Source organism: Candidatus Thorarchaeota archaeon (assembly GCA_013388835.1).
In the GTDB taxonomy this organism is placed as follows: Archaea; Asgardarchaeota; Thorarchaeia; order Thorarchaeales; family Thorarchaeaceae; genus JACAEL01.
Genome location: JACAEL010000026.1, coordinates 46,565 through 70,522 on the forward strand (window position 1 = coordinate 46,565; position 23,958 = coordinate 70,522).

Sequence of the window (23,958 nt, forward strand, 5' to 3'; positions counted from 1 at the left end):
ATGTGGAAAGAGATTGTCGAGTATTTCGAGGACTCGCCTCAGAGACTAAGAGTGGCTCAGGCTATCATCAGGCATGGATTCAGGGTCGAGGCGCCCGGTGTGATAAAGTGCAGGGCCATAAGAGTCCCGTTGAAGGCCATAGGTGAGGCCCTCGGCATTGATCGCAGGACCGTACAGATGACTACTGAGAGGATATGTGCCAATAGTCGTCTAAGAGACTTCTTTTCCAGACTGGAACCTGCTGGCGTGTCACTCGAGAACGTGCGCAAGGTCCTCGGGTATGGTTGTGTTACCATCTATGTTGATGCGCCGGAGAACCCGGGAATCGTATCTGAAGTGACCACGACTATTGCGAGCCACAGGATTGCAATCCGACAGGTCATTGCAGAGGATGCAGCCATATACGAAGAGCCTTGCCTCAAGGTCCTTACGACTACCCCTCTGCCTGGAGAAGTGATACAGGAATTGACTGTCATATCGGGAGTCAAGAAGGTCATCATCGAGCAGTAGGGCTATCCTCTTGGAGCACATTGAAAAGGTCACTCTCAACTGACTCTGAAGGCGACTTGAGTGGACCAACACCAACCAGCACATCAGACGGTAGAGGACGTCCCACCTGATCGGGGAATGCGTAAGGGAGGTATGCATCAGGTTGTGATGCTGGCCTTCTCACTGGCAGTCCTCCAGGTCGGCTTTGGCATAGTCACTCCGATATTCCCCTTCTATGTCCTTGAGCTGGGGGTCGGAGGTGCTGAGCTTGGCGTTCTCGCCTCCTCATTCGCACTGACACGAATCGCGTTCTCAAGTCCGATGGGTGGGCTGTCTGACAATATGGGACGCAAACCGGTCCTGTTGATGTCTCTGCTCGGTTTTGCATTTGCCAATGTGGCCTATGCGTTCGCTCAGGACATATTCATCATGATCGCCGCCAGAGCTCTTGAGGGGGCGGTTTCCGCTGGCTTCTTTCCTGCAGCCAACGCGTTCGTGTCGGACATGACGACGCCCGAGAACCGCGGTACTGCGATGGGCTATCTCAGCATGGGCAACATGGTGGGTTTCGTAGTTGGTCCCACCGTTGGAGGTGTTCTTGCCCAGCTGTTGGGCATACGCCTTCCGTTCATTGTCGCCGCTGTCGCTTCGCTCGGTACGCTTCTCTCCATCTACATCCTTGTAGGAGAGCCAGAGGTGAAGACATCGTGGAGAGAGCAGACTCGGGGCGCACGCGCGTCTCTGAGGAGCGTACTCTCAAGGCATCCAAAGGCATACTTGGCTCTTGGAGTGTCCACGTTCGCTGACATGTTCGCTATAGGCATACTGGAGGTCGCCTTCATGCTGGACGCTGTAAAGAGGTTCAGCCTTCAACCGATTGACATAGGAGTGTTCTTTGGCCTCATAGGGGTCATTGTCATAGTCGGAAGCGTGGCCTTTGGCAAGACATCGGATGTCTATGGGCGCAAGTTGCTGATTGTTCTGGGTACGACACTGGTCACGATCTCGATGGTACTGTTCATCGTCTCTGCTGATATCAGAGGCATTCTCATAGGAGGTGGTGTTCTCGCGACGGGAATGTCCATGCGTGGGCCATCCAATCAGGCGCTGATTGGCGACCTGACAGAGAAACAGGCATATGGCAATGTCATGGGACTCTATGGAGCGGTTACGAACTCAGCCTATGCAGTCAGTCCACTCTTGGCCGGCGTGCTTCTCGACCGAGATGGGACCAGTTACTCCGCGTTACTACTGGGCGCATCTGTATCTCTCCTGGGAGTACTGACGACATCGCTCCTTTTGCCTCGGCGGGTCGTCAGTCAGAGCAGTCAGACGAATGTGGCTGCAGTGTAAGCAACGACACTATGGTAGTCCTTTGTGACCTCACCTGATGATGTGTACTTGAGCACATTGAATGATGTGGCTTCCCGTCGCTTTGCAAAGACGAGCGCAGCCGCAATAGGCCCTGCGCCACATATGCTGATGCGGTGTCCCTGCACAAAGTCGAGGAACCCCTTGGGGTCCATCATCTCAAGATACTCCATCGCCTGATTGTCCTTGCGCTTGGCCGCATCAGCAGACTCGAAGTGCGTGAAGTCCGAACTTGCAATGACAAGGATGTCGTTCTCCTCGGCTATGTCTGCGACAGTGTTACCAATAGACTCGCAGACTCTGTAGCTCTGGTCGCTGATGCATATCGGAACAAATCCCACCTCTGGCCCGAAGATGTACTGGAGGAATGGGATTTGAACTTCAATCGAGTGCTCGTTGCTGTGAGCGATACAGTCGGACTTGGCAAGGTCGCTTCTTCGAATGATCTCAGTTCCAATCTCCCTGTCATACTTGGCAACACCAAGAGGTGTCTCCCAGTCATCCTCACACACCGCAACTCTTGCACCCCAGCCGTGATGGTTTGGACCGAACAGGACTATGTGCTCAGGTCGCCCGTCCTCAAATACCCCAAGATATGCGTGGGCTGCCACGGCACCCGAGTACATGTAGCCTGCGTGTGGCGATATGACCGACTTCACCGACCTTGCAGTTCCCGGAGAACCCTCCGGCAATCGACCGGGTCCGGGTGCCTTCAGAAAACAGTCTTCAATCCGCTGCCTGAGAAGGCTATTCTTGCCTTCATAGAAAGACCCTGCTACGACCGGCATCCTGACCATAAGACCATCCCTTGCCTTATTACAGATGACAGCATCTGAGAAAAGCGTTTTGTCCCCTCAGTCAGAGCTCTGGTTTCTCTCTATCCCTATTCACTTCCGTCTCATTGCTTTGAGGACCTTCTTCAGGTCTGCAATCTTGACCAGTTGTGTCTCCTTTGTCGTCATGTCACGAACGCTGACCTCGTCGTTCTCGAGGTCACGCGGACCCACAATGATGACCGAGCATGCCTTCTTTGAGTCCGCCACTTCAAGGAGCTTCTTCAATGGTCGCTCTAGTAGGTCCACTTCTGCAGTGAATCCGGCTCTGACGAGGTCTGAACGTATTCTCATCGCATATTTCATCATGGGCTGCTTGATGGGCGCAACGTAGGCATCGAGTTCACTGGTCATGAGTTCTGCCCGCTTCTGTGCGATCACCAGATCAATCATCCTGCTGATTCCGAGCGACATCCCTGTGGCTGGCATCGGTTGGCTTCCAAGCTTCTCGATGAGGGTGTCATAGCGTCCTCCTCCGAGAATGGAGCCAACATCCGGCTCTCCAGCGTACTTGCCCTCGAACACAGGACCTGTGTAGTAGTCCAGTCCTCTGGCAAGCGACATGTCGAACAGGATTGACCGGTCAACCCCACACTCGGAGAACACATCAGCCATGAACTGGAGCTCGTCCACTCCCTGTGTGCCGGTCTCAGAGCCTGCCAACAGAGAGCGAAACTCGCTCAGTACGCTGCTGTCCCCGCGAAGCATAATGGCGTCGAGAAGGAACTGACTACTGTCGCTACTGACACCGCGGTCCTTCAGTTCCTCTGTGACTCCATCCTGACCAATCTTATCCAGCTTGTCAATTGCCCTGAAACACTCGTGGGCCAGCTCATCCTTGACACCCGCCTTCTCGACCAGTCCTCGCAACACCTTTCGGTTGTTGATTCTCACTGCATACCCACTACCAAAGACCCTTCTGAGAAACTCGAGTGCCACAAGGACGACCTCTGCGTCTGCCGCAGGACTGCTCGCTCCTATGATGTCTGCGTCCGCCTGTGTGAACTCTCTGTAGCGTCCAGCCTGAGGACGGTCGTATCTCCAAGCCTTCCCGATAGCATATCTCTTGAAGGGCTTCGGCAGCTGCGGATTGGTCGCAACAATCCTCGCCAGTGGGACGGTAAGGTCAAAACGGAGCCCAACATCACGGTCACCCTTGTCCTTGAACTTGAAAGTCTCGGCTTCAACGTCCTCTCCTCCCTTCGCTGCAAGTGTCTCCCATAGTTCCACTACAGGGGAATCAAGCGGCTCGTATCCAAAGAGCTGAAACACCTCTTCCGCCGTGTTGGCGAGGTATTGGCTCGCTCGCATCTCCGGACCAATCAGATCGCGCATACCCCGGACTGTCCTAAGGTCTGTCAGCGGGAAAACCTCCTCTGGTATAGGTGAGCCGGCTCTGCTAACGTGCACCTACTGAATGAGTCATAGAACAAGATGAACGAATGCACCAGCCTTCATGCCGTCACCATCAGCGATTTCGACTAGGTCGATGTTTAAAGGTTTTGCCTCACTCCGCTCTAGAGGTCCGGGAGTGGGATGGCACCAGCAAGAATCAGTGAAACGTAGAAGACCAAGCCGACTGCCATAATCAGAGCGTCTTTCGCAACCCGTTCCATAAGTTCACCCTTGTTGTCGGCAAGGTAGACGTAGAACACCTTGTTCATCACCGAGGTGGCAGTTGCAAGCGTCGCTGCGAGCACAGTCACTGAGAGGGAGATGGTCCCTGCGGAGTAGAGCGGAACAACAGCCGCTACAACTGCTCCTGCAGACGCGATTCCACCAATCATTGCGGCGAAAAGGACACCCTGGTCGTTGAAGAGCATCTGAAGGACGAGAGACGTGAGGGACACTAGGGTGAACAGTGTAGCAAACCTGACAGCTGCACCTAACTCAAAGGGCGAGACGAGTTTCATGTCTATCTCGCCCTCGTGGTGCATCTCCGCATACCTTCTCTCCCTCGCCAGTCTGAATAGACCCATGAACACAAGAATGGCCAATGGGACCATGTAGTACTGAAAGACCCGCAGTGTGGGATCGAGCAACACAACGAGAAGCGTGTTTCGCAATACCATGGCCAGATTCGCGAATATGGCCCCCAGTGATATTCGACCCGGGTTGGCGTGCTTGGTCGCAACATGGAACTCCGCAAGACTTGTGACCGTGGCCTCGCTGTTTGCAAGCCCGCCAAAGAAGCCGAAGAAGTACGGTCCTCGGTTCTTGTACTTCTTCACAAGTATGTAGTTCGCGAAACTGATGCCAAGCAGAAGCACAATGAGTATGTATGTCTGGAAGACTGGAAATGAGATGCCAAGTATCGAGATGGACTGCGGCATCAGGGGCCAGAGGAACAGTATGAGTACGGCCAATTCAACGGCACTAATCATCTCCTCCTTCGTTATCACGGCGACTGCAGCTGAGACCTCCTCCTTGAAGCCCAGTACTAGGAACACCATGAATGAGACGGTCATTGACAGGGTTGCCAGTGGTCCAACCAGCTGCGGGGCTGTCACAGGCTTGTCGAGTCCCACGAGGGCTCCCAGTATGAATACCAGTCCGAAAGCTATCGAGGTCGTGAGGCCCTTTCTGGTAGTTCGGAATACCTTGTGCACCACTTGCGTGGACACAAAGATGGCGGAGATGCATGCCGCATAGATCATGATTATTGGATTCGCCGACACTGTGAAGGAGTATGCAGCCAGCATGCCGAACAGGCTGTGCAGACCGAACGACCTCACCCCGATTCCCTCTCCCTCGGTCATTCGCTTCTGGCGCTCTAGCCCTATTAGTGCCCCTACAGCGAAACCTAGGAGGCATCGTATTATCACGTCCGGGCTGGAGAACACACTCTGCATACGGTATCACATTCTGGAAACGTCCATTGTCCTCAACGCCCATTTAGAGATTTTGCTGTTCACAGTGGGACACGAAAAAGAGAAGAGAGCTGGGCACTAGCCCAGCTTGGTGTTCTTCAGCAGAATTGAGAGTGGAATGTCAGCATACTCACCTGTTGGTAGAGTTCGCCTGACCGTCATCGGCAGTACTCCCGCCTTCATTTCCGCCTCTGCAAACCCGAAGAGCTCCCTTGTCTTCCCTTCCATGGGTATGAGCGTTGGAGCGCCCATTGAGACCTGCAAGGCTCGAGCGCCAATCACCCTGGCCTTCTCATACTTGGTCAGCCACTTGGGACCAATCGGCACTCCCATTGCCTTGTTGTCCGTCTCAATCCCTGACTCTACGGACACCTTCTCCTCCACCCTTCGGACAACCTCAAGTGGAGGTAGCTTGACCCTCTCGGGCTCTGCTTCGGAGCTCTTCTTCTTCTTCTTCTTGTCAGACGGCTCGTCCGACACCTTCTCATCCAGAAGGGCCTTTGCTGCCGAGATCATGCCTTCAGCCTTGGCCTGGCTCAGACCTGAGACTGTTTCAGCCAGTACTGCGGCATCCGCTTCGGCAACCTTGGCTACGGTATCATAACCTGCAGCTGCAAGTTTCTCTGCGGTCTTCTGTCCGACGTTGGGAATCCGAGTGAGGGCGGTAACTGGCTTCCGCTCTGGTTCTTCATCCTCAACGAAGTCACTTGGGTCGGGTGCATCTGACATCTGTTGAACACCTGTGTAGACACTACTCTGATTCTGGTCTAGTCTTCGTCATGATCGCCGCCGTCTTCTCCGCTCGGGGGCGCGCCACTCGGGCCCTTGCCGCCCTTGGAGCTGATGACGTCGTCAATCTTGAGAATCATCTGTGAGGCTTCCGCGGCCGAACGTATGATCTGCCTCTTTACCACCGCAGGCTCGACAACTCTGCTCTTCTTCATGTCTGCGACCTTGCCCTTCTCAATGTCAACTCCAAAGGTGAACTTCCCTTCGGTCTGGGCATTTCGCAGAGCGACGAGGATGTCTATCGAGTCCAGTCCGGCGTTCTCCGCAAGTGCTGCAGGAATGGCCTCAAGACTGTCTGCGAAGGCATTGACTGCATACTGTTCGCGACCCTCGAGGGTTGCGGAGTACTGCCTGAGCCTGTATGCGATGGCCGCCTCAGGGGCACCGCCTCCATAGACTATCTGGGGCGTCTGGACAACGTCCTTGACCACGTACAATGCATCGTTGAGTGCGCGGTCGACCTCGTCCGCAATGTGCTCGGTGCCGCCCCGGACCATGATTGTCACAGCTGAGGTCTTGGGCGTGCCTTCGACGAAGAGCATCTTGTCCTTGCCAACCTGTCGCTCTTCGACGAGCTTTGCGTGTCCCAGGTCCGCCTTCGTGAGGTTCTGAATCTTGGACACTATGGTGGCTCCGGTCGTCTTGTGCAGTCGCTCAACATCTGACTTCTTGATACGTCTCACTGCGAGTATTCCGTGCTTGGCCAAGAAGTGTTGAGCCACGTCGTCAATCCCTTTCTGAGCAATGACAACATTGGCTCCAGACTCCACAATTTTGTCAACCATCCCCTTCAGCATTCGGGTCTCCTCGTCGAGGAAGCTCTGCATTCCAAGCGGGTCAGTGATCGAGATCTTCGCAGTGAACTCGGTCTTGGTGACCTCAAGTGGACACTCTAGCAGAGCAATCTTGGCTCCTTCGACGCGCTTCGGCATTCCCGGATGCACGACCTCCTTGTCCAGGACAACGCCCCTTACGAGCTCGGTCATGTCTACATTCATGCCTTCCTGCTTCTGGCGTGGGATGCTGTCCATGTCGATCGTCTCGCCGGGCTTGAGGTCCTTTGCAACCGAGAGGACCGCCTCGACGACCACGTCTGCCAGATGGTCTCTTGAACCAGAGACGAACTTGCTGCACATCGCCGTCCTTGCAATGTCTTTCAGTATCTTCTTGTACTCGGCGCTGGCGGCAGGGTCAACCGTCTCCGCTATCTCATCAATGATACTGATGGCCTTCTCCGACGCCTTCCTGTAACCAGTGATGATTGTCGTCGGGTGTATCTTCTGGTCGAGCAGCTCCTCGGCTCTCTTGAGGAGCTCTCCAGTGAGAACTGTAGCCGTCGTGGTCCCATCGCCCACCTCCATGTCCACAGTCTTGGCCACTTCAATGACCATCTTGGCTGCAGGGTGTGCGACGTCCATCTCCTTCAGGATAGTTGCACCATCGTTGCTGACAGTGACATCTCCAAAGGAGTCCACAAGCATCTTGTCCATGCCTTTTGGTCCAAGAGCTGACTTCACGGCCTCAGCAATCACCGTCGCGGCCATGATGTTGTTTCTCTGAGCATCACGACCACGAGTTCTCTCTGTGCCTTCCTTGAGCACAATGACGGGTATCTGCTGCTGACTCATTGTAGTTTCCTCCACCTAGTCCGGAGTCATGCCGAACTAGTCCAATAAAACTGTGCATGGACTTCGGCCTTGTGCATTTAAAGCTTGTCTTCCGCACGCTGTCTTGGACCGTCAGACTGAACCCGCCGCGCCGGCGTGAGGATAAAAACCTTTTCAGCATGACAATGAACGACTTGGGCTGCGTTGCGAGTAGATGGACTGAAGAGAAAGCCCAGGTGCGTACCGCAGAGTACGTCATCATCTCTTTGTAGCCGGGCGAAGACCGCAGAGCGGACTGGCAGCGATGTACTTGTTATCATGGCCCATTTCTGCTTGCCGGGACTGCGACGACACCACCTAGAAGTCATCAGTTGGCATGCCCAGAGGTCAATCAGAATACGACCTCAGCATGACCACATTGGCCCCGGTCGGTACGCCGATGGCCTTTGCGATGTTTGGACACTTGGCCCTTGTGATGTAGAAGCAGTCGGTGCGAAACTCGTCCTGAATCTCCGGAAAGGTCTCTATGTTGGCTTGACCCTTGGACACTGCAAACTCCGAGGCCTTGACCGCATCCATGAACTCTTCGCTGACCAAGTCCTTTGGTACGCCATGCGCCCAAGCACCAGAAGACATGACCTCAGCAAGGCTGGGAATCTCCGTGCCGGCGACATCCGCCTCCGTTGCGTCGTTGATGATCGGTCGGGCCTTTACAACATAGACCACTCGCCACCCCATCTCATTAAACAGCCGCAACAAAGGCACGTCGAATATGACCTCTCCTGCGTTGTCAGCAAGATACAGTACCTGACCAGTCTTGCTTCTGAGTCTGTCCCAGAGTCGCTGTGAGTGGTCAGGAACAAAGCCCTCTGCGAGTATCCTTGCAAAGTCATCCGCGAGGCACTCCAGCTTCGGCTCATGCGCCGCGGTATTGAAGTCAATCAGATTGCCGACGATGGACGCGGCAAGTGCGTGTCTCAGTCGCACATATCCGCTCGTGCCGCTGACAATCCTGTCGACCTCAGCGAACGCTCTGCTGGCCGCGTCAGTGCTATTACGCTTTAGCACCTCATAGGGGTCTTCCGCCGCCGTACTGGCATAGAGCTCGTGATACAGACCGACCGAGAGCGGATGGGGCTTGGTTCGTCGCGCATAACCCTCTGAGACCCGCTTGAACGCGAGAGATAGCAGCTCGAACTGTTTCTGTCTGTTGCTGGTGAGGAGTGGAATCATGATGCCTAGGCTGCGTGCTATGCAGACTGAGCACGCCGGAGTGAGGGGGACCTCCACCGGTTCAGGCTTCATGATAGGGACTCTCCCTGAGTTCTCGGGCGCTTCTGACCATCAGGTATGCGTCTTCACCATCACGGTAGTAGCCCTTGAGGACACGTCGTATCTGGAATCCGAGATGCTCATACACAAGGATTGCCGCTTCATTCGTCTTCCTGACCTCAAGAAAGAACTCCTGTGCTCCATAACTTATCATGCCCTTCATGGCGGCTTCGACCAGAGCTGAGCCGACTCCCTTTCTGCGTTGTCCGGGCAACACAGCCACAGAGACGACATGGCCCTTCTTGACCGGTGCAATACCGAAGCTTGACACACCTCTCTCTATGCGGCACATGATGTAGCCAATGATACCGCTTGCGTTCTCGGCCACAAGGAACGCCAAGGGTGCGTGGTAGTAGAGACCAAGGAAGAACTGGTCTGGGTAGTTTTCTGGTAGACACACGCGGTTGATCTCAACGACAGAAGCCAGGTCCTCCTTTGAGAAGTTCCGTATTGTGTACTCGCTCATGGCGACAGTTCCCCGCCGAGATGCGCTGACTCTCAGCAATTCTTGGTTCTTTTATCGGTTTTGTAGCTGACTAGGTCCGATATGTCCCCTTCCAAGTACTGACGCAAGAGATGCCATCATCTGCTGACCAGAGGTGTGTAACAGTCGCCCTTCCATGCGCGAGTATCAAGATGCTTCACCACGAAAGACAGTCCGGGCGATATGACTTCGCTCGTGCAGGAGGTCAGCTTCTGCCGGTGATGATGAGCATCAATCTCGATAAGCTAATAAAATCAGTGACATGAGAAACCACTCCTATGACCGCGATTCTTATCGGCGGAACCCCGGGCACGGGCAAGTCCGCGGTCGCCAAGATCCTCGGCTCGCTTCTCTCGTGTGAGGTCGTTTCGCTCACCGACCTCGCAATCAAGAAGGGATGCATAAGTGCACACGATGCAGCGCGGGATACTGACATCCTCGATGAGGACTGCCTTGTTGAGGTCTTGTGTGACATACTTGATGACAAGCGCCGCAGGCTGATCGTCGAAGGTCACTACATCGACCTTGTACCCTTTGACCGCGTGGACTATGCAATAGTGCTTCGGACCCATCCAGAGAAGCTCCGCAGCCGTCTGACCGAGCGAGGCTACTCTGAAGCCAAGGTCAAGGAGAACGTCGAGGCGGAAGTCATAGGTGTGTGCCAGCTGGACGCGCTCGACTCGTTTGGCGAAGACAAGGTAGTAGAGATTGATACAACTGACATGGAACCACACGAAGTTGCGGAGGCGATTGTGCAGGTGACGCGGGGCAGGAAGACTCCCCGGCACCGCTACGACTGGATGGAACTCCTTGAGAAGGAGGGGCGGCTCGACGAGTTCTTGCCTCCGGACTGAGAGGCACCGTTCACTCACGCTCGCGCATTACGACCGCCAGCAGTGTCAGTGCTGCAGCAACTATCATTACCAGTGGGGTGCCCGTGGCATACACGGTCTCCTCGGGCACGGCAGCCTGAGCGAAGGAGATGAGGAAATAGACCGTGCCTCCGGACATCGCCATTAGTGCACCTGGAATCAGAGACAGGAAAGTGGCACGAGGGTCTCTGTATGCCATGCAACCGAGCACGACCATCATGACTCCTGCCACGACTGGGAGGATGAAGAACACATTGCCGGGCTGCTTCTCAAGACAGACTTGGATGAATGTGTCGAATCCAACGGATGCACTGTGAACCATAACGGGAAGGAACTCCGTCCACGCCGAGATCACCCCGTTCAGCACGAGGACTATTGCGGGCCACCTGTATCTCAGTAGTCCCAGTTGCTTCTTGCGAAGTTGCTTCTTGAGTTCCTGCGCCTTCCGAATGCGTTCCTCCTGCTTTGCCCGTTCGATGTCGCGCTCTCTCTGTGTCAGACCATCGTCGGACTCCTCCTGTTGGTCAGACTCGACCGCCGCCAGTATGGCGTCTCTGACCTTCTCGGGCTCGGGGTCTGTTGCTTTCCGCTCTTCGTCCATAGTGGTTCACCAGCGTCTTTACGCCTCGACATATAAGCCTCCGCATCTACGAAGCCTGCATACGGGGACTCCGGCAGACCGCCACAACATCTGGCATGGAGAAGACTCTATCGACATGTCGTAGAGTGTCATGATGATGCAACGCCCTCGGGAGCGCATCGGGCTCCTCTGCGTGTTCGGTCACCAGACCTTCGAGTGCTAATGCGAGGTCGGCGTCCTCAGACAGGTAGGTCTCATATACCAGCGCATCAGCGACCTTCACAGCATGCACGAATTCCGAGTGCGCGTGGGGGTCATGCGAACCATTGACAGATGGTGCAAGAGTGCTAAGATAGTCAAATAGGCCTTCGAACACCGACGGCGTGCGCGGGTAGACGATGGGCAGCTCTTCCATGATGCCAGTGTTCAGACATGTGGTCAACTGCGAGTAGTTTGTGAGGTATCTCACACAGATGTACCGTATCATGAGCGAGTTCAAGATCACCCCGATGACCTTCGGGTTCATGCTGTCTTTGAGTTCAATTCGGACCACCCCTCCTCCGTGGAGTGTGCCGCGAGGCTTCATGACCACTCTTGGAAATGGGAGGTTCTTCGTGGCCACCAAGAACTGGGTGTTGAATGACTCGACAAGAATCCTGTTGTCAGTGAACGTCTCATCTGCGTACCTAAGGTGTTTCGGGTCTATCCAGTACTGCTTGATGCTGCGGCCTGTTGTGGCATAGTCCGTGCAGAATCGGTCTGTCCTCCGATTGCTTGTATGCGCTCTTGGAAGGTCGCTCCCTCGAGTGGCAGACAAGACACCTCTCCTGCCTCTCGCCTCGACCTCTTCCAGCAGCGAGTCCCTGTAGAGAGAGATGATTCCTCCACCTGAGGACTCTATCCTGACAGCGCCGTCCCTTGAGATGTCTGGTCTCTTGCTTGTCACAGTGGCCATGCCGCCCCCACTCTGCGTCTTCTCAGCGATGATGCTCACCATCTCCAGAGTGACGCCTCTGAATGGACTTCCCTCGTCAACAATCTCTCTGATGCTGGCCTTCTCGCGCAAGAGCTGTCGCACACCAGAGAACTGGGCGGTTCGAAGAACGCTGTTTGGCAGCAGCAGACCAATCCAGCCTCCGTCTGACGCCAACATGAGCGTTCGAGCAACGAAGAGCGCGGCGCAGTTCCAAGTGCCCTGACCGCGCTCTATAGTCTCTGCGGGATAGGTCTTACGAATCAGTCGTTTCTCTTCCTGCGACACAATGTTACCATAGGGGGGGTTGCCAACTATCACATCGAAACCACTGGGCTGCCTATTGAATACACCCGGGAATGACAGTGTCCAGTGGAACGTCTGTGGACGCGCGAGGTCTTGCCTGTCCAAACGGAGTGAGTCGAAGGAGTGAACGGGACTGCCGGGTGCGAGGCCAATCAGACTGTTTCCCAGGCGTAGTGAGTCGACGGAGATGTCACCTGGTGACCGAGTCCGACCTGATTCACCGGCCGCGCACCACCAGCGGAGCAGAGTCGCGCATGTGCGCAATGCTTGATCTGACAGGTCAACCCCATGGAGGTTGTTGACGACAATCCGCGTTCGACGTTCACTGTCGCTCTCCCTCCCTTCGAGGACTGTGTACAGACCGTCCAACCAGTTGGCTGCTGCCAGCAAGAACGCTCCCGCACCCATTGCAGGGTCAAGTATGCGAAGGTCTCTCAGAAGGGCCATGAGAGTCTTCCTCTGAGTCGCTGTCATGACATGATTTCGGATGGGTTCTGATGCGGGTAGTCCTATCCGGCTCCGGACCCATCCCGAGAGAGTCCTGCAGGTAATGTCATGCGCTATCTCCTCCGGAGTATAAGCAGTTCCAGTGGCGCGATTGCTCTTCCGTAGTCGAACAAGACTCACGGTAGTATCCCACTCGGCTTCACCGTCGAGTATCCCGTTCAGGTGCTCATTCATTGCGGCTAGCAGACTTGGCGTGGCAGAGTCGCGCTTTGCAGCCCATGGGTCCGCGCTCCAATGAGTGCCGAGGAGCACACTGACGAGACGTCCAAGGTCTTTCCTCAGTCTGTCTGTGCTGTTGGACAGTGCGGTCTGCCACGCTGAGTCAGAGTCTTCACACCACGAACAGGGGGGTCTCTCAGCAAGCGATATGCGGTGGTCCTGAGGCCACTCCCCCTCCTCTTTGGCATTCATGATGGCGCGGACCACTGCCTCGATGACAGGCCATTCCCGTGTGTTGCGGTCATCATTGACTGAACCGACGACAGCCACCCTCTCTGATGCGGGCAGAGTGAACCCGGAGAGCATGAGCTGTACTGAGCGGGACACGAGCCAGTGAGCTGCCCTGACCCTGAAATGTGAGTCCATTTCTGACGGCAGGCCTTCTGCCAAGCGAAGTGTCAGCTCAGTCAACTCAAGTGAGAGCCCCCCTAACCTCTGAGCATTGCTGAACAGCAGGGGCAGTGAGGAGTGACTGAGGTCCTCCAGAAGCGCTCTGCTGTGCGCGTCGGGCTGGACATCATCGACTGCAAAGACTCGAACGTCACCGTATGTCCTGAAGACATGTAGCGAACTTGGAGTGGTGATCCACACATAGTCCACCAGCATCTCCCTTCGAATGGCTCTGAAGATGTCCCAAGCCGAAAGAGAAGAACACTCGACGTATGTGAGTCTGGAGGAAGTGTCATACAGGTACCCAATGTCCAAGCCTCGGACTGTGACTGTCCCCTGCACCGGCCTTGGGGTGACTATCCCCTTATCGAGAAGAAAGGACCAGTCGTATCTCATGTCTGAAGTCACCCGGAGTCTGCTCACTAATCTTCCTTTCGGGTCCCGTACGGTGGGTGTCAACTTAGGCCCTTGATGAATCCCTCTTGAGAGAGATGGTAGCAGCTGACAAGGCTCTCTCTATACAACTGTTCTTGGGGGTCAGTAGAACTTCTCTCCCCCTCGGTCTTTCTAGCTTGACCTCCTCCCGGTCCGGATATGTCTAGCAGCACAGAAACACCACTCAGTCTCGTGTACCTCTGTGCGCCTGAAGCAGTCTGGGTCTAGTACGTGTCAGAACGGACTCGCCAACCTTCATAGTATCGAGACCTTCCACTGCCGTCTGACATTGTGGAATGCTGACAAAAGAAGAGGCAAGGGAGCTGTTGCTCCCTCTGGAATTGTACTACGCCGAGTGACTGACTAGCCTATCCTAGTGCCGCAGTTCGGGCAGAACTTGGCACCCTCAATCTTGGTACCGCAGTTCGGGCAGAACTTGGCACCAGCCGGAGCTGAGGCACCCTGTCCCTGTCCCGTGACCCCGCCCATTGCACCCATGAATCCCATTCCTGCGCCGAAACCAGCCCCGGGGCTGCGCCCCAGAGAGTCTGCTGCGCTCTTCATGGTCTCCATGCCTGCCAGCTGGCTTCCTCCGACTCCACCGGTCCTTAGCCAGAAGAGTCGTTCGCGGTACTTCTCATCCGTGTCGATACCTTCGAACTTCAGGTCGACCAGCTCAAGACCAATCCTCTCGAAGTTCATTCGGATGGCTGTCTTGACCTTCATTGAGGTCTCGTCCAGCTGTGTGAACACCGCCTGCAGGTCGTAGTGCGCGAACTCGTCGATTATCCGTTCGTTCATGAATGCGCGCAGATAATCGTTGACCTTCTTGGTCGAGAAGGCGTTCTGATTCCCGACTACCTCGTTCGTGAAGATCTTGACCTCTTTGACCCTGAACCAGAAGCTACCATGGAACATCAGTGGCGCAAGGTCACTTGTCTGTCCTCTTCCTCCAAACTTCCCCTGGAACTGTCCTCTTGAAACAAAGATACAGGTGGCCTCGAACACATCACCCTTGAGACCCTTCTGAATCCAGCCAACAAGACCTGGCATTGAGCTTGTTGTGAGCTTGTGACGGCCCGCGAGGAATGTGTCCAGTGCCTTTCCGTCTCTGTAGAAGATAGCAGCTTGGTTCTCCAAGACAATGAGCTGAGAACCCCACTTTATTCTATTGTCAGGATAGCGCCAGACAATCTCATCCGGTCCGGCATTTGTCCATTCAATTGCATCTGCCATGAAAATCATCTCGCAAATGTCACGAGTACTTGCGAGCTAATCGGTCCAGATGGTTTTAAGGATTCGCCTGTCGTGGTGGGCTCAGAGAATGACACGACTGCTCTTGCCCGAAAAGCCCCAGTTAATAGGTGCCGAGTCAAAGCCCATGAGAGGTCTTCATTTGGCTGAAGGAGTTCCAGGGAAAGAGACAGAACGGGATGATCGTGCCCATGTTGAACGACTGCCATTCAATCCGATGTTCAACTATGTCTACTTGGCCATCGCCATTGTCATCACGTACGGGTCTTACAGCCTCGCCGGTCTCGAAGCGCTTCTGATTGCTGCCACCTTCTTCATGGTGCTGCTCCTACGCGAGACCGCCCAGGTGTTGAATACCATCGAGTATGGTTTTGCAAGGAAGGCGTCCTATTACAATGCAGGTGTTGGATTGTCCTGCTTTGTGGTCCTCGTGCTCAACTCGTACTGGATCATCCAGTTTGGACTGCCACTTGTTCTGCCTCAGTTCGACGGGCTGACTCTCATTTGCCCAGTATTCATCCTCATGTCACTCTTCGGATGCCGGAACATTCGGATGATGTATGCTCCATCCAAGGCAGCGAGGGATTAGATGTCAATGGTCATCAGATCTTCGCCGAGCCTTACCGTACACTCTGATGTCCCCTTGACAATCGCCAGTGTCCTCTCGCCATCCTCGATGACCTCCGGATGCATGTGAGTCAGGACCACCGCCTTCGGCTTGGCGCGGTTCACCACGACACCGAGTTCAGTGGGGCTCGTGTGGACGTTCGGGGGATGATTGCCATCACACCACGTACACTCATGTATCAAGAGGTCGACTCCGGCCGCAAGCTGTGCCACTTCATCTGATGGGGCCGTGTCGGAAGAGAACACCAGCGACTTGCCCCCATGGTCGATTCGTATGGCTCTCCCGTTTGTTGTGCCATGAATGGTGCGGCAAGTTGAAACCGTTGCTTCGCCAATCTGTACCACATGACGGTCCGGCTCCTCCAACACCTGCACCTTCACCTTTGACCTGAGGTACGGATAGACCATGTCCATCAATTCATTGAACCATGCGATTATGCCGGGTGGACCGTATATGCTCAGCGTGTCATTGTAGTCCTGCATCCACGCAGTCTGAATCAATGGTGCTAGGTCAGAGCAGTGGTCTACGTGGGTATGGGTGATGAAGATGTGCTTGATGGACTTGACGGGGCACTGCATCTGATTGAGTCTGAAGAGCGTCCCAGAGCCCACGTCTAACATTATTGCTCCACTGGGTATCTGCACGAGAATGCCTGACTGCACCCTGTGCTGACTTGGAATTGATGTGCCTGTCCCGAGCAGTGTGACACGCATGGTTATCAGCTGCGGCTCTGGCGGTCAGGGTAATCAGTCTTGCCCTTCAGTCCTGAGGGCCCGCCCCTGCCGCCGAATGAGGCCTTGTTACGTTTTCTAGCAGATTGATCAGTAGCCGTATCTCTCGGAGCACACGCGGGTGTTTCATGATTGGCTCAGCAAGAAGCCCCCACAAGTCGGGTGCGTTGATGTACCTGACAGCACGGAGGACTTGGACCGAATCCACCACAACCGAGCCACTCTCGACTTCGCGCCATGTGTCAATGATGGCATGCATGAACTCGCGGTGCAGTCTGAGTATCGCCATGCGGTTGGTTCCCCTGTAGTAGTCCTCCTCAACAAGATGAGCTATCTCCCTGAGCTTGGCGAGAGCTCTCTGAGAGGACTGACACTGGACCTCAAGTTGGGAGGAGAACGTTGAGACTATCGCTCGTCCAGACAAGGGCTTCACGTAGATTCTTCTCACACTGCACTATATAAGCCGCCACAACATGCTACGACATGTTTCTGGGCACTTCTGGGCACTGCAAGTACTCCTCGCACGAGTGCAGTTCACAGCAAGAATGACTCCAGCTGTCTCATTAGCCCCTGTGCCTCAATGCAAGTCATGACTCCGGAAGATGACCTGAAAGAAGCTCTCGACCTGTTTGGAAGGCGCGAGTACAAGAAGGCTGCAAAGGCAGCAGAGAAGGCACAGAAGAAGTTTGAGAAGGATGGACTCCACGCGAGGGCCATAGAGGCACAACGAGTCATGGCAGACTCGCTTCTCAACGCAAGGGATCTGAAGGAGGCCAGCAGAGTCTACGAGTCAATGCTGAAGACTTCTCAAGCACGTTCGATGGTCTCTTACCAGGCCGCAGCGTGCTGGGGTCTTGGGGAGATTGCTGCATTCGGAATGGACTACGCAAAGGCGGTGTCGCACTTCAAACTGGGGCTCGACTTGGCGCGCAAGATAGCCGACAAGTGGTACACGGCATGGAATGGATTTGGTCTCGGGAAGGCCTACAGAGGGACAGGCAAACTGACGGAGGCAAGGGAGGTACTTACGGAAGCACGCGACCTGTTTCGAGAGCAGAACCAGTCGGTATATGCCGGATGGGTTGAGCATCTTCTGGGTGAGATTGGCGGCGAGGTGAGCTCAAGGAAGGGCGAAGCCAAGATCTGGCTCTGTCCAATGTGTGGCTCCAAGTATCCGGCCGAAACCGCGCAGAGGCTCTCCGCCGGCAAGATGGTCACATGCGAGTATTGCGGCACTACCGTGGGATGAGTCTCACGTGTGGTAGTCACACACCCCATCTCCACCACCCGAGCATAGTGGTGCCCGGTGGGATGAGTCTCACGTGTGGCAGTCACACCGCACGGACTCAAGGAACCACTCCTTGATGGCCTCCTCGGTTTCAGTTCGGCATGTCATGTCGTCGAGATTGTGTGTGGCCCCATCAACAACGAACATGCGTTTTGGTTCTCCTGCGAGGTCAAACAGACTCCTGACACCATTGAGATCAATGAGCGTGTCTGCAGTGCCCGTTGTCACAAAGAGGGGTCTCGGCGCAATGTCAGATATGTCATGGATGGGGTTGAACACTCTGGCATCGCTCAGCAGAGCTTCCGAGAGTGAGTCGATTGTCGCGCGTTCGTCGGCTTGACGGAATTGGCCGGCGCTGTACAGTGAGACCTCTTCCATGACGACACGAAGCAGTCCTGACTCAGCGAATCTGAGAGTGTCATATACCGGGGCGCGGACAGCCACAGCTCGCACTCTGCTGTCTCTGGCCGCCGAGCAGATAGCTACAGCCCCACCGAAGCTTGCGCCATAGACTCCGACCCATCCATTGCAAAGCTCCGAGTCGAGCAGAAAGGAGACCGAGTTCCTTGCGTCCTCAATCTGACCTCTGAGGCTGAACACTCCCTCGCTTCGTCTCACCCCTCTGAAGTCGAAGGTCAGGACTACAAAGCCTGCTTGAGCGAGTCTCGTCGCAATGCCGCTGACCTGGTCAGCAGAACCGGGAAGACCATGATACTTCACGATGCCCGGATGCGGTCCTGTGCCTGACGGAATGACGAGGTCTCCACGTACTCTCTGGCCAGCGCTCACAAACTCTACAGTCCTGAGACGCACGCCATCTGATGAAGACTCGGACATTGACCTGTGCTTCGAGTCTATGGTGGATATATGCGTCACGAGGTATGCAAAAGCTACCTACAGGTCTCACAATCTTGGACATCGCTTCGTGGTCCTGACATATTCCCGCTCGGAAACGCGGAGCTTGAGGGCGGCTCAGTAGTTGGTGAGACCTCGAGGAGTGACTACCGTACCGTATCTCGGGTGACAAGACTCCTGTGCCCAACTTGTCCACCTGAAGATGAAGGAATCGAAGAAGTCGGTAGGGGGACTGGTAAGCCTCTGGGATGTGATGCCGTACTATTCTCAGTCTCATGCCACGCAATGACGGGTGCTGGCTGGATGTCAGCACCCGCTAGCGGCAAGGATCCTACCATCGTTGATATCTTGGTCTCTCCGATAGGTATGCCAACAGCACAAGAAGCACGAAGGATACCAGCACTAACGCCGCGTTCTGGTATCCTGTCAGACCTTCTGCGAAGAACCAGAACCATGCGATGATCACGACAAACCAGAGGAATAGTAGTCCCAATGGTCTAGTGCCCTGGATTTTCTCATCACCAACGGTCACCTTCACGCTCCCGATGTTGACCAGCAGTAGTACCAGTATGAAGCCCATCATTATTGCGACATTGTGATATCCTGTGTGCCCGTCAGCAAAGAACCACAGCCAGACAACGACGAGAATCGACCACAGGACGAACATTGCTGCCACAGCTTGGACCCTCCCGGGGAGAAACACCACTGGCCCAGCGGTCATCCAGATTATGGGGATGACTGTCAGGAAGGAGAGGATGACTGCCGCAACCACAGCCCACCCCTGATAGTACCCGAAGTACTGAGAGATGAACGCGGGCCACATGATCAGGAACACAATCAGAAGCGTTGTGAGTCCAACTGTGGCCTTAATGCGCCATCTTGTTCGACCGAACTCTTGCCCTGAGTATACCACGGCGACAAGTCCAACATCCAAGAAGAATGAAGCGACAACCACCGCCGCGTTCTGCGCGAACTCGAAACCACTGGCATAGATCAGCAGCCAGAGCACCAAGAAGACAATCCATGCCAATAACGCTCCTCCTGCAGCATAGGCCTTCAACCGATTCCTGGCATGTCTACTGAGCCTTTTCTTCTTTACAGTTGTTGATTCATGTCCGTCTTCAGGAGTCTCATCAAACCGCTCGCTGCCGTTGTCATCCGATGCCATGACTCTATCACCTCTACGAAACCCTCTACTAGACAGAGTGGCCTGCTGGAATATCGACCGCTCTTCAGAAGGTCTCAGCCACTGCTTCATCTCTCGACTGCACATATAACCGAATGCCACGAGATGAGGTCACAAAATGAGTCCTCAACAGGTTACTCTCGGTCCTGCTGCAGTCCATGTCTGTCATGTCAGTCTCTGTCTGACTGGCACTGACCAGACTGTGAGTTCGAGAAAGATAAGCATGGGCCATGAGCCCGAGAAAAGGAAGAAGAACCCGGGGATCCTCGCCCCGGGTTTGGGATTCGACTATTCCTGGTATCCCTTCATGTAGCCCTCGCGCTGATTCCACTTCTCCTCGAGGCGCTGCATGATGGTCCACATGCGATAGGTGTATTTCCACGCGTCGTCGAACTTGCCCTGGTTCATCACATCGAGAAACTCCTCAACCACATCGTTGATCTCGCCGATGTCATCAATGATTACCGAATCGAACTCGTACATGCGGTCGAGCGCATCGTTGCCAATCTTCTCCTTGGAACCCCAAGCTGCATAGCCATAGTCTGCGTAGCGAATTGCGGACTCAATCTTGTCAGTAAGAGCCAGCATTCGGTCGAAGGTCTCCCATGTCTTCGTGAGGTTGTAGTCCACCACCATCATCTGGAGCTTCTCAAGGTCCTGCTTCACAAGCCTGAGCTGGTCCGCAAGAAACTCACGGAGCACCTTGTCCGCGGCACGTCGCTCTTCCTTCTCCTGATAGCCGTGCCATCCCGGGATGTAGTGTGTTATCTTTCCGAAGAAGCCGCCCTTGATGTCCTTGGCGGCCTTCATCCGGATACGCTTGGCGATTGGGTCTTTGATTTTTCCCATTGGATGTAGTCTCCTTAGCGTCAGCAACCCGATTAGTCTTGCATCTGGGTTGTACTGAGAGTCTTCTTGGATTGTCGCCTAATAAAACATCGCACCACAACTGGTTCGAAATTCGGGTGATGATTGGTGGTCACGGAACGAGCCGGTGACCATGCTGTCCATCCTGAGTTGTCTGAGGTTGTCAAGGGGGTGCGGAGACCGACTCACCTACAATCTTTGGATGCCTGCGATGGCGAGGAGACGTGACAAGCCCTCTGCACCGTTCATTCTCAGTTGGACCGAGTTGGACACAGGAGTCCTGTCACTCCGAGGAGACGGCACTGGGGTCACTCCTTGAGGTCTCGTGAGGTGTCGGACCGACCTCGAGCTCTCCGTTCCCACACGGAGGTATACATGCACCACGCAGCGATGTCCAAGGCCGTCCAACTTCTGGGCAGCTGCTGCTCACCCCTCGCGTGTCTCTTGCGGCGATGCACTGGTGACCGGAAGCCACAAATCTCAGCCGCATCCGGTCCTCCTCATGTACTATGGCGAGAAGGTCAAGCTGCGCGCACTGGAGATGACAGACCTGCCCATGATCATGGAGCATATCAATCACTGGGATACCCGCATGTTTCTGGGAAATGCGCTGCCGATCTCTGAGCGGGCTGAGGCAGAATGGCTACAGCGAGCGATGACTGCCACTCCATGGAAGGACGGCAACCTGTATCTCGCCATCGAGGACAAGAGGACCGGACTCTTCATAGGGACCACCGGCCTGCATGATATATCACCGCAGACCCGACATGCGGAGTTGGGCATCTTCATCCACAATCCTGACAACTGCGGGAAGGGATACGGGACAGATGCGGTACGAGTCATGCTATGGGTTGCATTTCACGTCTTGGGTATGGAGGCCGTCATGCTGCGCCATCTTGACATCAATGAGCGAGCGCGGAAGGCCTATCTCAAAGCTGGTTTCAAGCCCGTCGGAGTCATGAGGCGAACGGCATTCATCGGTGGTCAGTTCCACGACTTGGCAGTGATGGACATCACTCGGGAGGAGTTCCTTGAGCTATACCCGCCCGGTTCATTTGTGGGCAGCCCTAGCTGCGGTCGGACCGAATCCTAGAAGCAAGATGACATCGTCAGAATGAGACCGAGCAGATGCCTCCTGTCTCCCATCGGACGCTGACCATGGGAGTGGCCGGGCGCTGTGACAGCTCCCGGCGCTGCCTGGTCTACCACAGCTGATAGCGTCGCTTCACAAAGCCCTTCCAGAGGTCAGGCAATGTGTCAATCACTTCTCTTGCAATACTCTCAACAGAGGCCTTGACCGCACTCAGATTGCAGTCGCCGTACAGCTCGACGTTCACAGCCTGGGGCCGCGTGATGGGTGCCCCAATCTGACTGACGACATAGCAATAGACTTGGGTAAGGTCCGGGTGTTCCTTGGCGACTCGCTCGACTATCTCACGAGCCGCAACATTGTACGTCTTCCCGACGTGCGACACCGGGTTCTTCCCACCCGCAGCCTCCAGCGTCATTGGCCTGTATGGCGTGATGAGACCGTTGGCCCTGTTCCCACGACCGACTTGACCATCGTCTCCATGCTCGGCTGATGTGCCTGTCACCGTCAGATAGAACAGACCCTCTTCTGGGCAGTCGGCGGTGTTGACATCCACTTCAACTGGCAAATCCGTTATCTTAGGTGCGAGGTCCAGCAGCATGCTCTTTATGCCCTCCATCACATTCCCGTATTCGTGAGCATCCTTCGTCTCAGTCGAGATGATTGCCGCTGCCACCTGCAGGTGTATGTGGTCTCCCACGCGTGTCCCCATCACCTTGATGTCCTCACCAATCTGAGGCCACTTCTTCTTGGTCTTGGGGTCGTTGAGCAGATGCTCCGACTGCAGCACTAGCTGCTCAGTGGGTGACAGAGGCGCGTATGCGACACCAAAGCTTGTGTCGTTGCATCTGGGCACCTCCACGCCGACATCGAAGTTACCCACGAGGTCGGTGCTTCCGGATCGGATCTTGTAGTCGATGATTATGTCGCTGTTCACATCGAGATGAGGCAGGTCCTGACGAAGCCAGTCTCTTGTGTGATGAACTGCGAACTTGCCGACGGGAACCTGCTTCTCGAAGTCCTTGCCAACAACGTCAACCGCCCTGCCACTGAGTAGCAAGTATATCGGCTCAATGACATCGCCGCCACCGAAGCGTGCATTCGACTGTCCTCCTGCCAACAGCACCTTGTCGACGTTGTGGTGCAGCACTCTTCCGAAGGTTTCGAGGTAGTACTCAGAGAGCTTTATTGACAGCTCCTCTGCAGCCTTGTCGCAGAGCGTGTCTGGATGTCCCTTTCCCTTTCTCTCTACTATTTCCACCCTCCGTTGAATAACCGGAAGGCCTTCACCACGAGTGATCTCGATGTTCATGGTTCATAGCTCCTGTGCTTTTTCAGGTCGCGCCCGGTCGAACGTGTTATATACTTTGTTGTCGTTATTACCTGTAGTAATACTTGGTATCATCAGCGTGACCAGCAGTAATAGGATGATGAAGATGTACGTCAATCTCGAAGACCTTCCGCTCAGAAGAAAGAAGGCTCGCATGACGCAGAGCGAGCTTGCACACGCTGTCGGGGTCTCACAGGCCTACATAGCGCGTCTGGAACGGGGCACCATCGACCCCAAACTGTCAGTGGTGAGGCGGATATACTCATGTCTGGCTGCAGTCCAGCGCATCACCTGTGCCGAACTCATGACGCCCAATCCGGTCACCATAGACTCAAGGGAGCCCGCCTCGCTAGCGGTGGAGCTGATGATACGTCATGGGTTCTCCCAGCTGCCGGTTGTGAGGGGAGGTGTGGCAGTGGGGATGATCGAAGAGCGAGACATAATCCGGAGCCTAGACCGAGACCTGAGTGCCATGTCTGCCGGAGCCATCATGAGTCATGAGACCCCTCCGCGAGCAGATGAGACAAACAGCATCGAGTCAATCATACCGCTGTTTGAGAGCTTTCAGGCGGTCCTCATCGAGAAGAACGGCCGGCTCACAGGAATCATCACGCGGTCCGACCTTCTGCGTTTCAAGGGGACTCGTGTTTCAAGGCAACTCTTATAGCAGAG

At 55.0% G+C, this 23,958-nt stretch carries 23 protein-coding genes; 7 read left to right on the top strand and 16 right to left on the bottom strand.

From position 1 onward, the window contains the following. Both HXY34_05225 and HXY34_05230 read left to right on the top strand, forming a co-directional pair. The gene (locus tag HXY34_05225; protein NWF95521.1) at positions 1 to 510 is read left to right on the top strand and encodes an amino acid-binding protein; all 510 of its coding nucleotides are present in this window, start codon (positions 1 to 3) and stop codon (positions 508 to 510) included. A gap of 117 nt (positions 511 to 627) precedes the next feature. Continuing rightward, positions 628 to 1,842 carry an MFS transporter gene (locus tag HXY34_05230; protein NWF95522.1) on the top strand — a complete coding sequence of 405 codons (1,215 nt, stop codon included), beginning with the start codon at positions 628 to 630 and terminating at the stop codon, positions 1,840 to 1,842. Here the strand turns inward: HXY34_05230 and amrB are convergent. From amrB to HXY34_05265, 7 genes are all read right to left on the bottom strand, one after another. After that, positions 1,818 to 2,657 (bottom strand): AmmeMemoRadiSam system protein B, encoded by an 840-nt coding sequence (gene amrB, locus HXY34_05235; GenBank protein ID NWF95523.1) that lies wholly within the window; start codon positions 2,655 to 2,657, stop codon positions 1,818 to 1,820. The two genes, HXY34_05230 and amrB, sit on opposite strands and share 25 nt — an antisense overlap. A 90-nt stretch (positions 2,658 to 2,747) precedes the next feature. Then, positions 2,748 to 4,028, bottom strand: a complete 1,281-nt coding sequence (hisS, locus tag HXY34_05240; protein NWF95524.1) for a histidine--tRNA ligase — start codon at positions 4,026 to 4,028, stop codon at positions 2,748 to 2,750. Positions 4,029 to 4,210: 182 nt separating this feature from the next. Continuing rightward, positions 4,211 to 5,545 (bottom strand): MgtC/SapB family protein, encoded by a 1,335-nt coding sequence (locus HXY34_05245; protein NWF95525.1) that lies wholly within the window; start codon positions 5,543 to 5,545, stop codon positions 4,211 to 4,213. 96 nt (positions 5,546 to 5,641) lie between these two features. Continuing rightward, complete coding sequence (locus tag HXY34_05250) at positions 5,642 to 6,292, bottom strand: DNA-directed RNA polymerase subunit K (protein ID NWF95526.1); 651 nt, start codon at positions 6,290 to 6,292, stop codon at positions 5,642 to 5,644. A gap of 38 nt (positions 6,293 to 6,330) precedes the next feature. Further along, entirely contained in the window at positions 6,331 to 7,980 is a 1,650-nt protein-coding gene (locus HXY34_05255; protein NWF95527.1) for a thermosome subunit, read from the bottom strand. Between the two features lie 366 nt (positions 7,981 to 8,346). After that, positions 8,347 to 9,264, bottom strand: a complete 918-nt coding sequence (locus HXY34_05260) for a DUF89 family protein (protein ID NWF95528.1) — start codon at positions 9,262 to 9,264, stop codon at positions 8,347 to 8,349. Then, positions 9,254 to 9,757: a GNAT family N-acetyltransferase gene (locus HXY34_05265; protein NWF95529.1), complete on the bottom strand. Its 504-nt coding sequence runs from the start codon at positions 9,755 to 9,757 to the stop codon at positions 9,254 to 9,256. Before HXY34_05265 ends, HXY34_05260 begins: the two co-directional genes overlap by 11 nt. A 296-nt stretch (positions 9,758 to 10,053) precedes the next feature. Here HXY34_05265 and HXY34_05270 point away from each other — a divergent pair, with 296 nt between their 5' ends. Beyond that, positions 10,054 to 10,629 carry an AAA family ATPase gene (locus HXY34_05270; protein ID NWF95530.1) on the top strand — a complete coding sequence of 192 codons (576 nt, stop codon included), beginning with the start codon at positions 10,054 to 10,056 and terminating at the stop codon, positions 10,627 to 10,629. 10 nt (positions 10,630 to 10,639) lie between these two features. Here HXY34_05270 and HXY34_05275 read toward each other — a convergent pair whose 3' ends face one another. The 3 genes from HXY34_05275 to HXY34_05285 form a co-directional block, all read right to left on the bottom strand. Continuing rightward, entirely contained in the window at positions 10,640 to 11,248 is a 609-nt protein-coding gene (locus HXY34_05275) for a hypothetical protein (GenBank protein NWF95531.1), read from the bottom strand. Positions 11,249 to 11,294: 46 nt separating this feature from the next. Then, entirely contained in the window at positions 11,295 to 14,018 is a 2,724-nt protein-coding gene (locus HXY34_05280) for a hypothetical protein (GenBank protein ID NWF95532.1), read from the bottom strand. Between the two features lie 402 nt (positions 14,019 to 14,420). After that, a complete protein-coding gene (locus HXY34_05285; protein ID NWF95533.1) occupies positions 14,421 to 15,293 on the bottom strand; it encodes an SPFH domain-containing protein in 873 nt (290 codons plus the stop codon). Positions 15,294 to 15,453: 160 nt separating this feature from the next. Between HXY34_05285 and HXY34_05290 the strand changes: the two genes are divergently transcribed. Next, a complete protein-coding gene (locus HXY34_05290) occupies positions 15,454 to 15,900 on the top strand; it encodes a hypothetical protein (GenBank protein NWF95534.1) in 447 nt (148 codons plus the stop codon). On the opposite strand, the gene HXY34_05295 is transcribed toward HXY34_05290, so the two are convergent. Both HXY34_05295 and HXY34_05300 read right to left on the bottom strand, forming a co-directional pair. Then, complete coding sequence (locus HXY34_05295; GenBank protein NWF95535.1) at positions 15,897 to 16,652, bottom strand: MBL fold metallo-hydrolase; 756 nt, start codon at positions 16,650 to 16,652, stop codon at positions 15,897 to 15,899. The two genes, HXY34_05290 and HXY34_05295, sit on opposite strands and share 4 nt — an antisense overlap. Positions 16,653 to 16,698: 46 nt before the next feature. Then, entirely contained in the window at positions 16,699 to 17,094 is a 396-nt protein-coding gene (locus tag HXY34_05300; protein NWF95536.1) for a hypothetical protein, read from the bottom strand. 165 nt (positions 17,095 to 17,259) lie between these two features. On the opposite strand from HXY34_05300, the gene HXY34_05305 reads away from it, so the two are divergent. Then, complete coding sequence (locus HXY34_05305) at positions 17,260 to 17,919, top strand: tetratricopeptide repeat protein (GenBank protein ID NWF95537.1); 660 nt, start codon at positions 17,260 to 17,262, stop codon at positions 17,917 to 17,919. A 69-nt stretch (positions 17,920 to 17,988) separates the two neighbouring features. Here HXY34_05305 and HXY34_05310 read toward each other — a convergent pair whose 3' ends face one another. The 3 genes from HXY34_05310 to HXY34_05320 all read right to left on the bottom strand — a co-directional run bounded on the left by HXY34_05310 (position 17,989) and on the right by HXY34_05320 (position 20,848). Next, on the bottom strand, positions 17,989 to 18,795 hold the full coding sequence (locus tag HXY34_05310) for an alpha/beta fold hydrolase (protein NWF95538.1): 807 nt from the start codon (positions 18,793 to 18,795) through the stop codon (positions 17,989 to 17,991). Between the two features lie 349 nt (positions 18,796 to 19,144). Beyond that, positions 19,145 to 19,981, bottom strand: coding sequence for a hypothetical protein (locus HXY34_05315; protein NWF95539.1), 837 nt, complete (start codon positions 19,979 to 19,981; stop codon positions 19,145 to 19,147). Positions 19,982 to 20,287: 306 nt separating this feature from the next. Continuing rightward, positions 20,288 to 20,848 (bottom strand): hypothetical protein, encoded by a 561-nt coding sequence (locus tag HXY34_05320; protein ID NWF95540.1) that lies wholly within the window; start codon positions 20,846 to 20,848, stop codon positions 20,288 to 20,290. Positions 20,849 to 21,368: 520 nt separating this feature from the next. On the opposite strand from HXY34_05320, the gene HXY34_05325 reads away from it, so the two are divergent. Beyond that, positions 21,369 to 21,959: a GNAT family N-acetyltransferase gene (locus HXY34_05325; protein NWF95541.1), complete on the top strand. Its 591-nt coding sequence runs from the start codon at positions 21,369 to 21,371 to the stop codon at positions 21,957 to 21,959. Positions 21,960 to 22,068: 109 nt separating this feature from the next. Here the strand turns inward: HXY34_05325 and HXY34_05330 are convergent, their stop codons facing one another. Continuing rightward, the gene (locus tag HXY34_05330; GenBank protein ID NWF95542.1) at positions 22,069 to 23,268 is read right to left on the bottom strand and encodes a methionine adenosyltransferase; all 1,200 of its coding nucleotides are present in this window, start codon (positions 23,266 to 23,268) and stop codon (positions 22,069 to 22,071) included. A 115-nt stretch (positions 23,269 to 23,383) separates the two neighbouring features. Here HXY34_05330 and HXY34_05335 point away from each other — a divergent pair, with 115 nt between their 5' ends. Then, the gene (locus HXY34_05335) at positions 23,384 to 23,953 is read left to right on the top strand and encodes a CBS domain-containing protein (protein NWF95543.1); all 570 of its coding nucleotides are present in this window, start codon (positions 23,384 to 23,386) and stop codon (positions 23,951 to 23,953) included. Positions 23,954 to 23,958 lie beyond the last annotated feature (5 nt).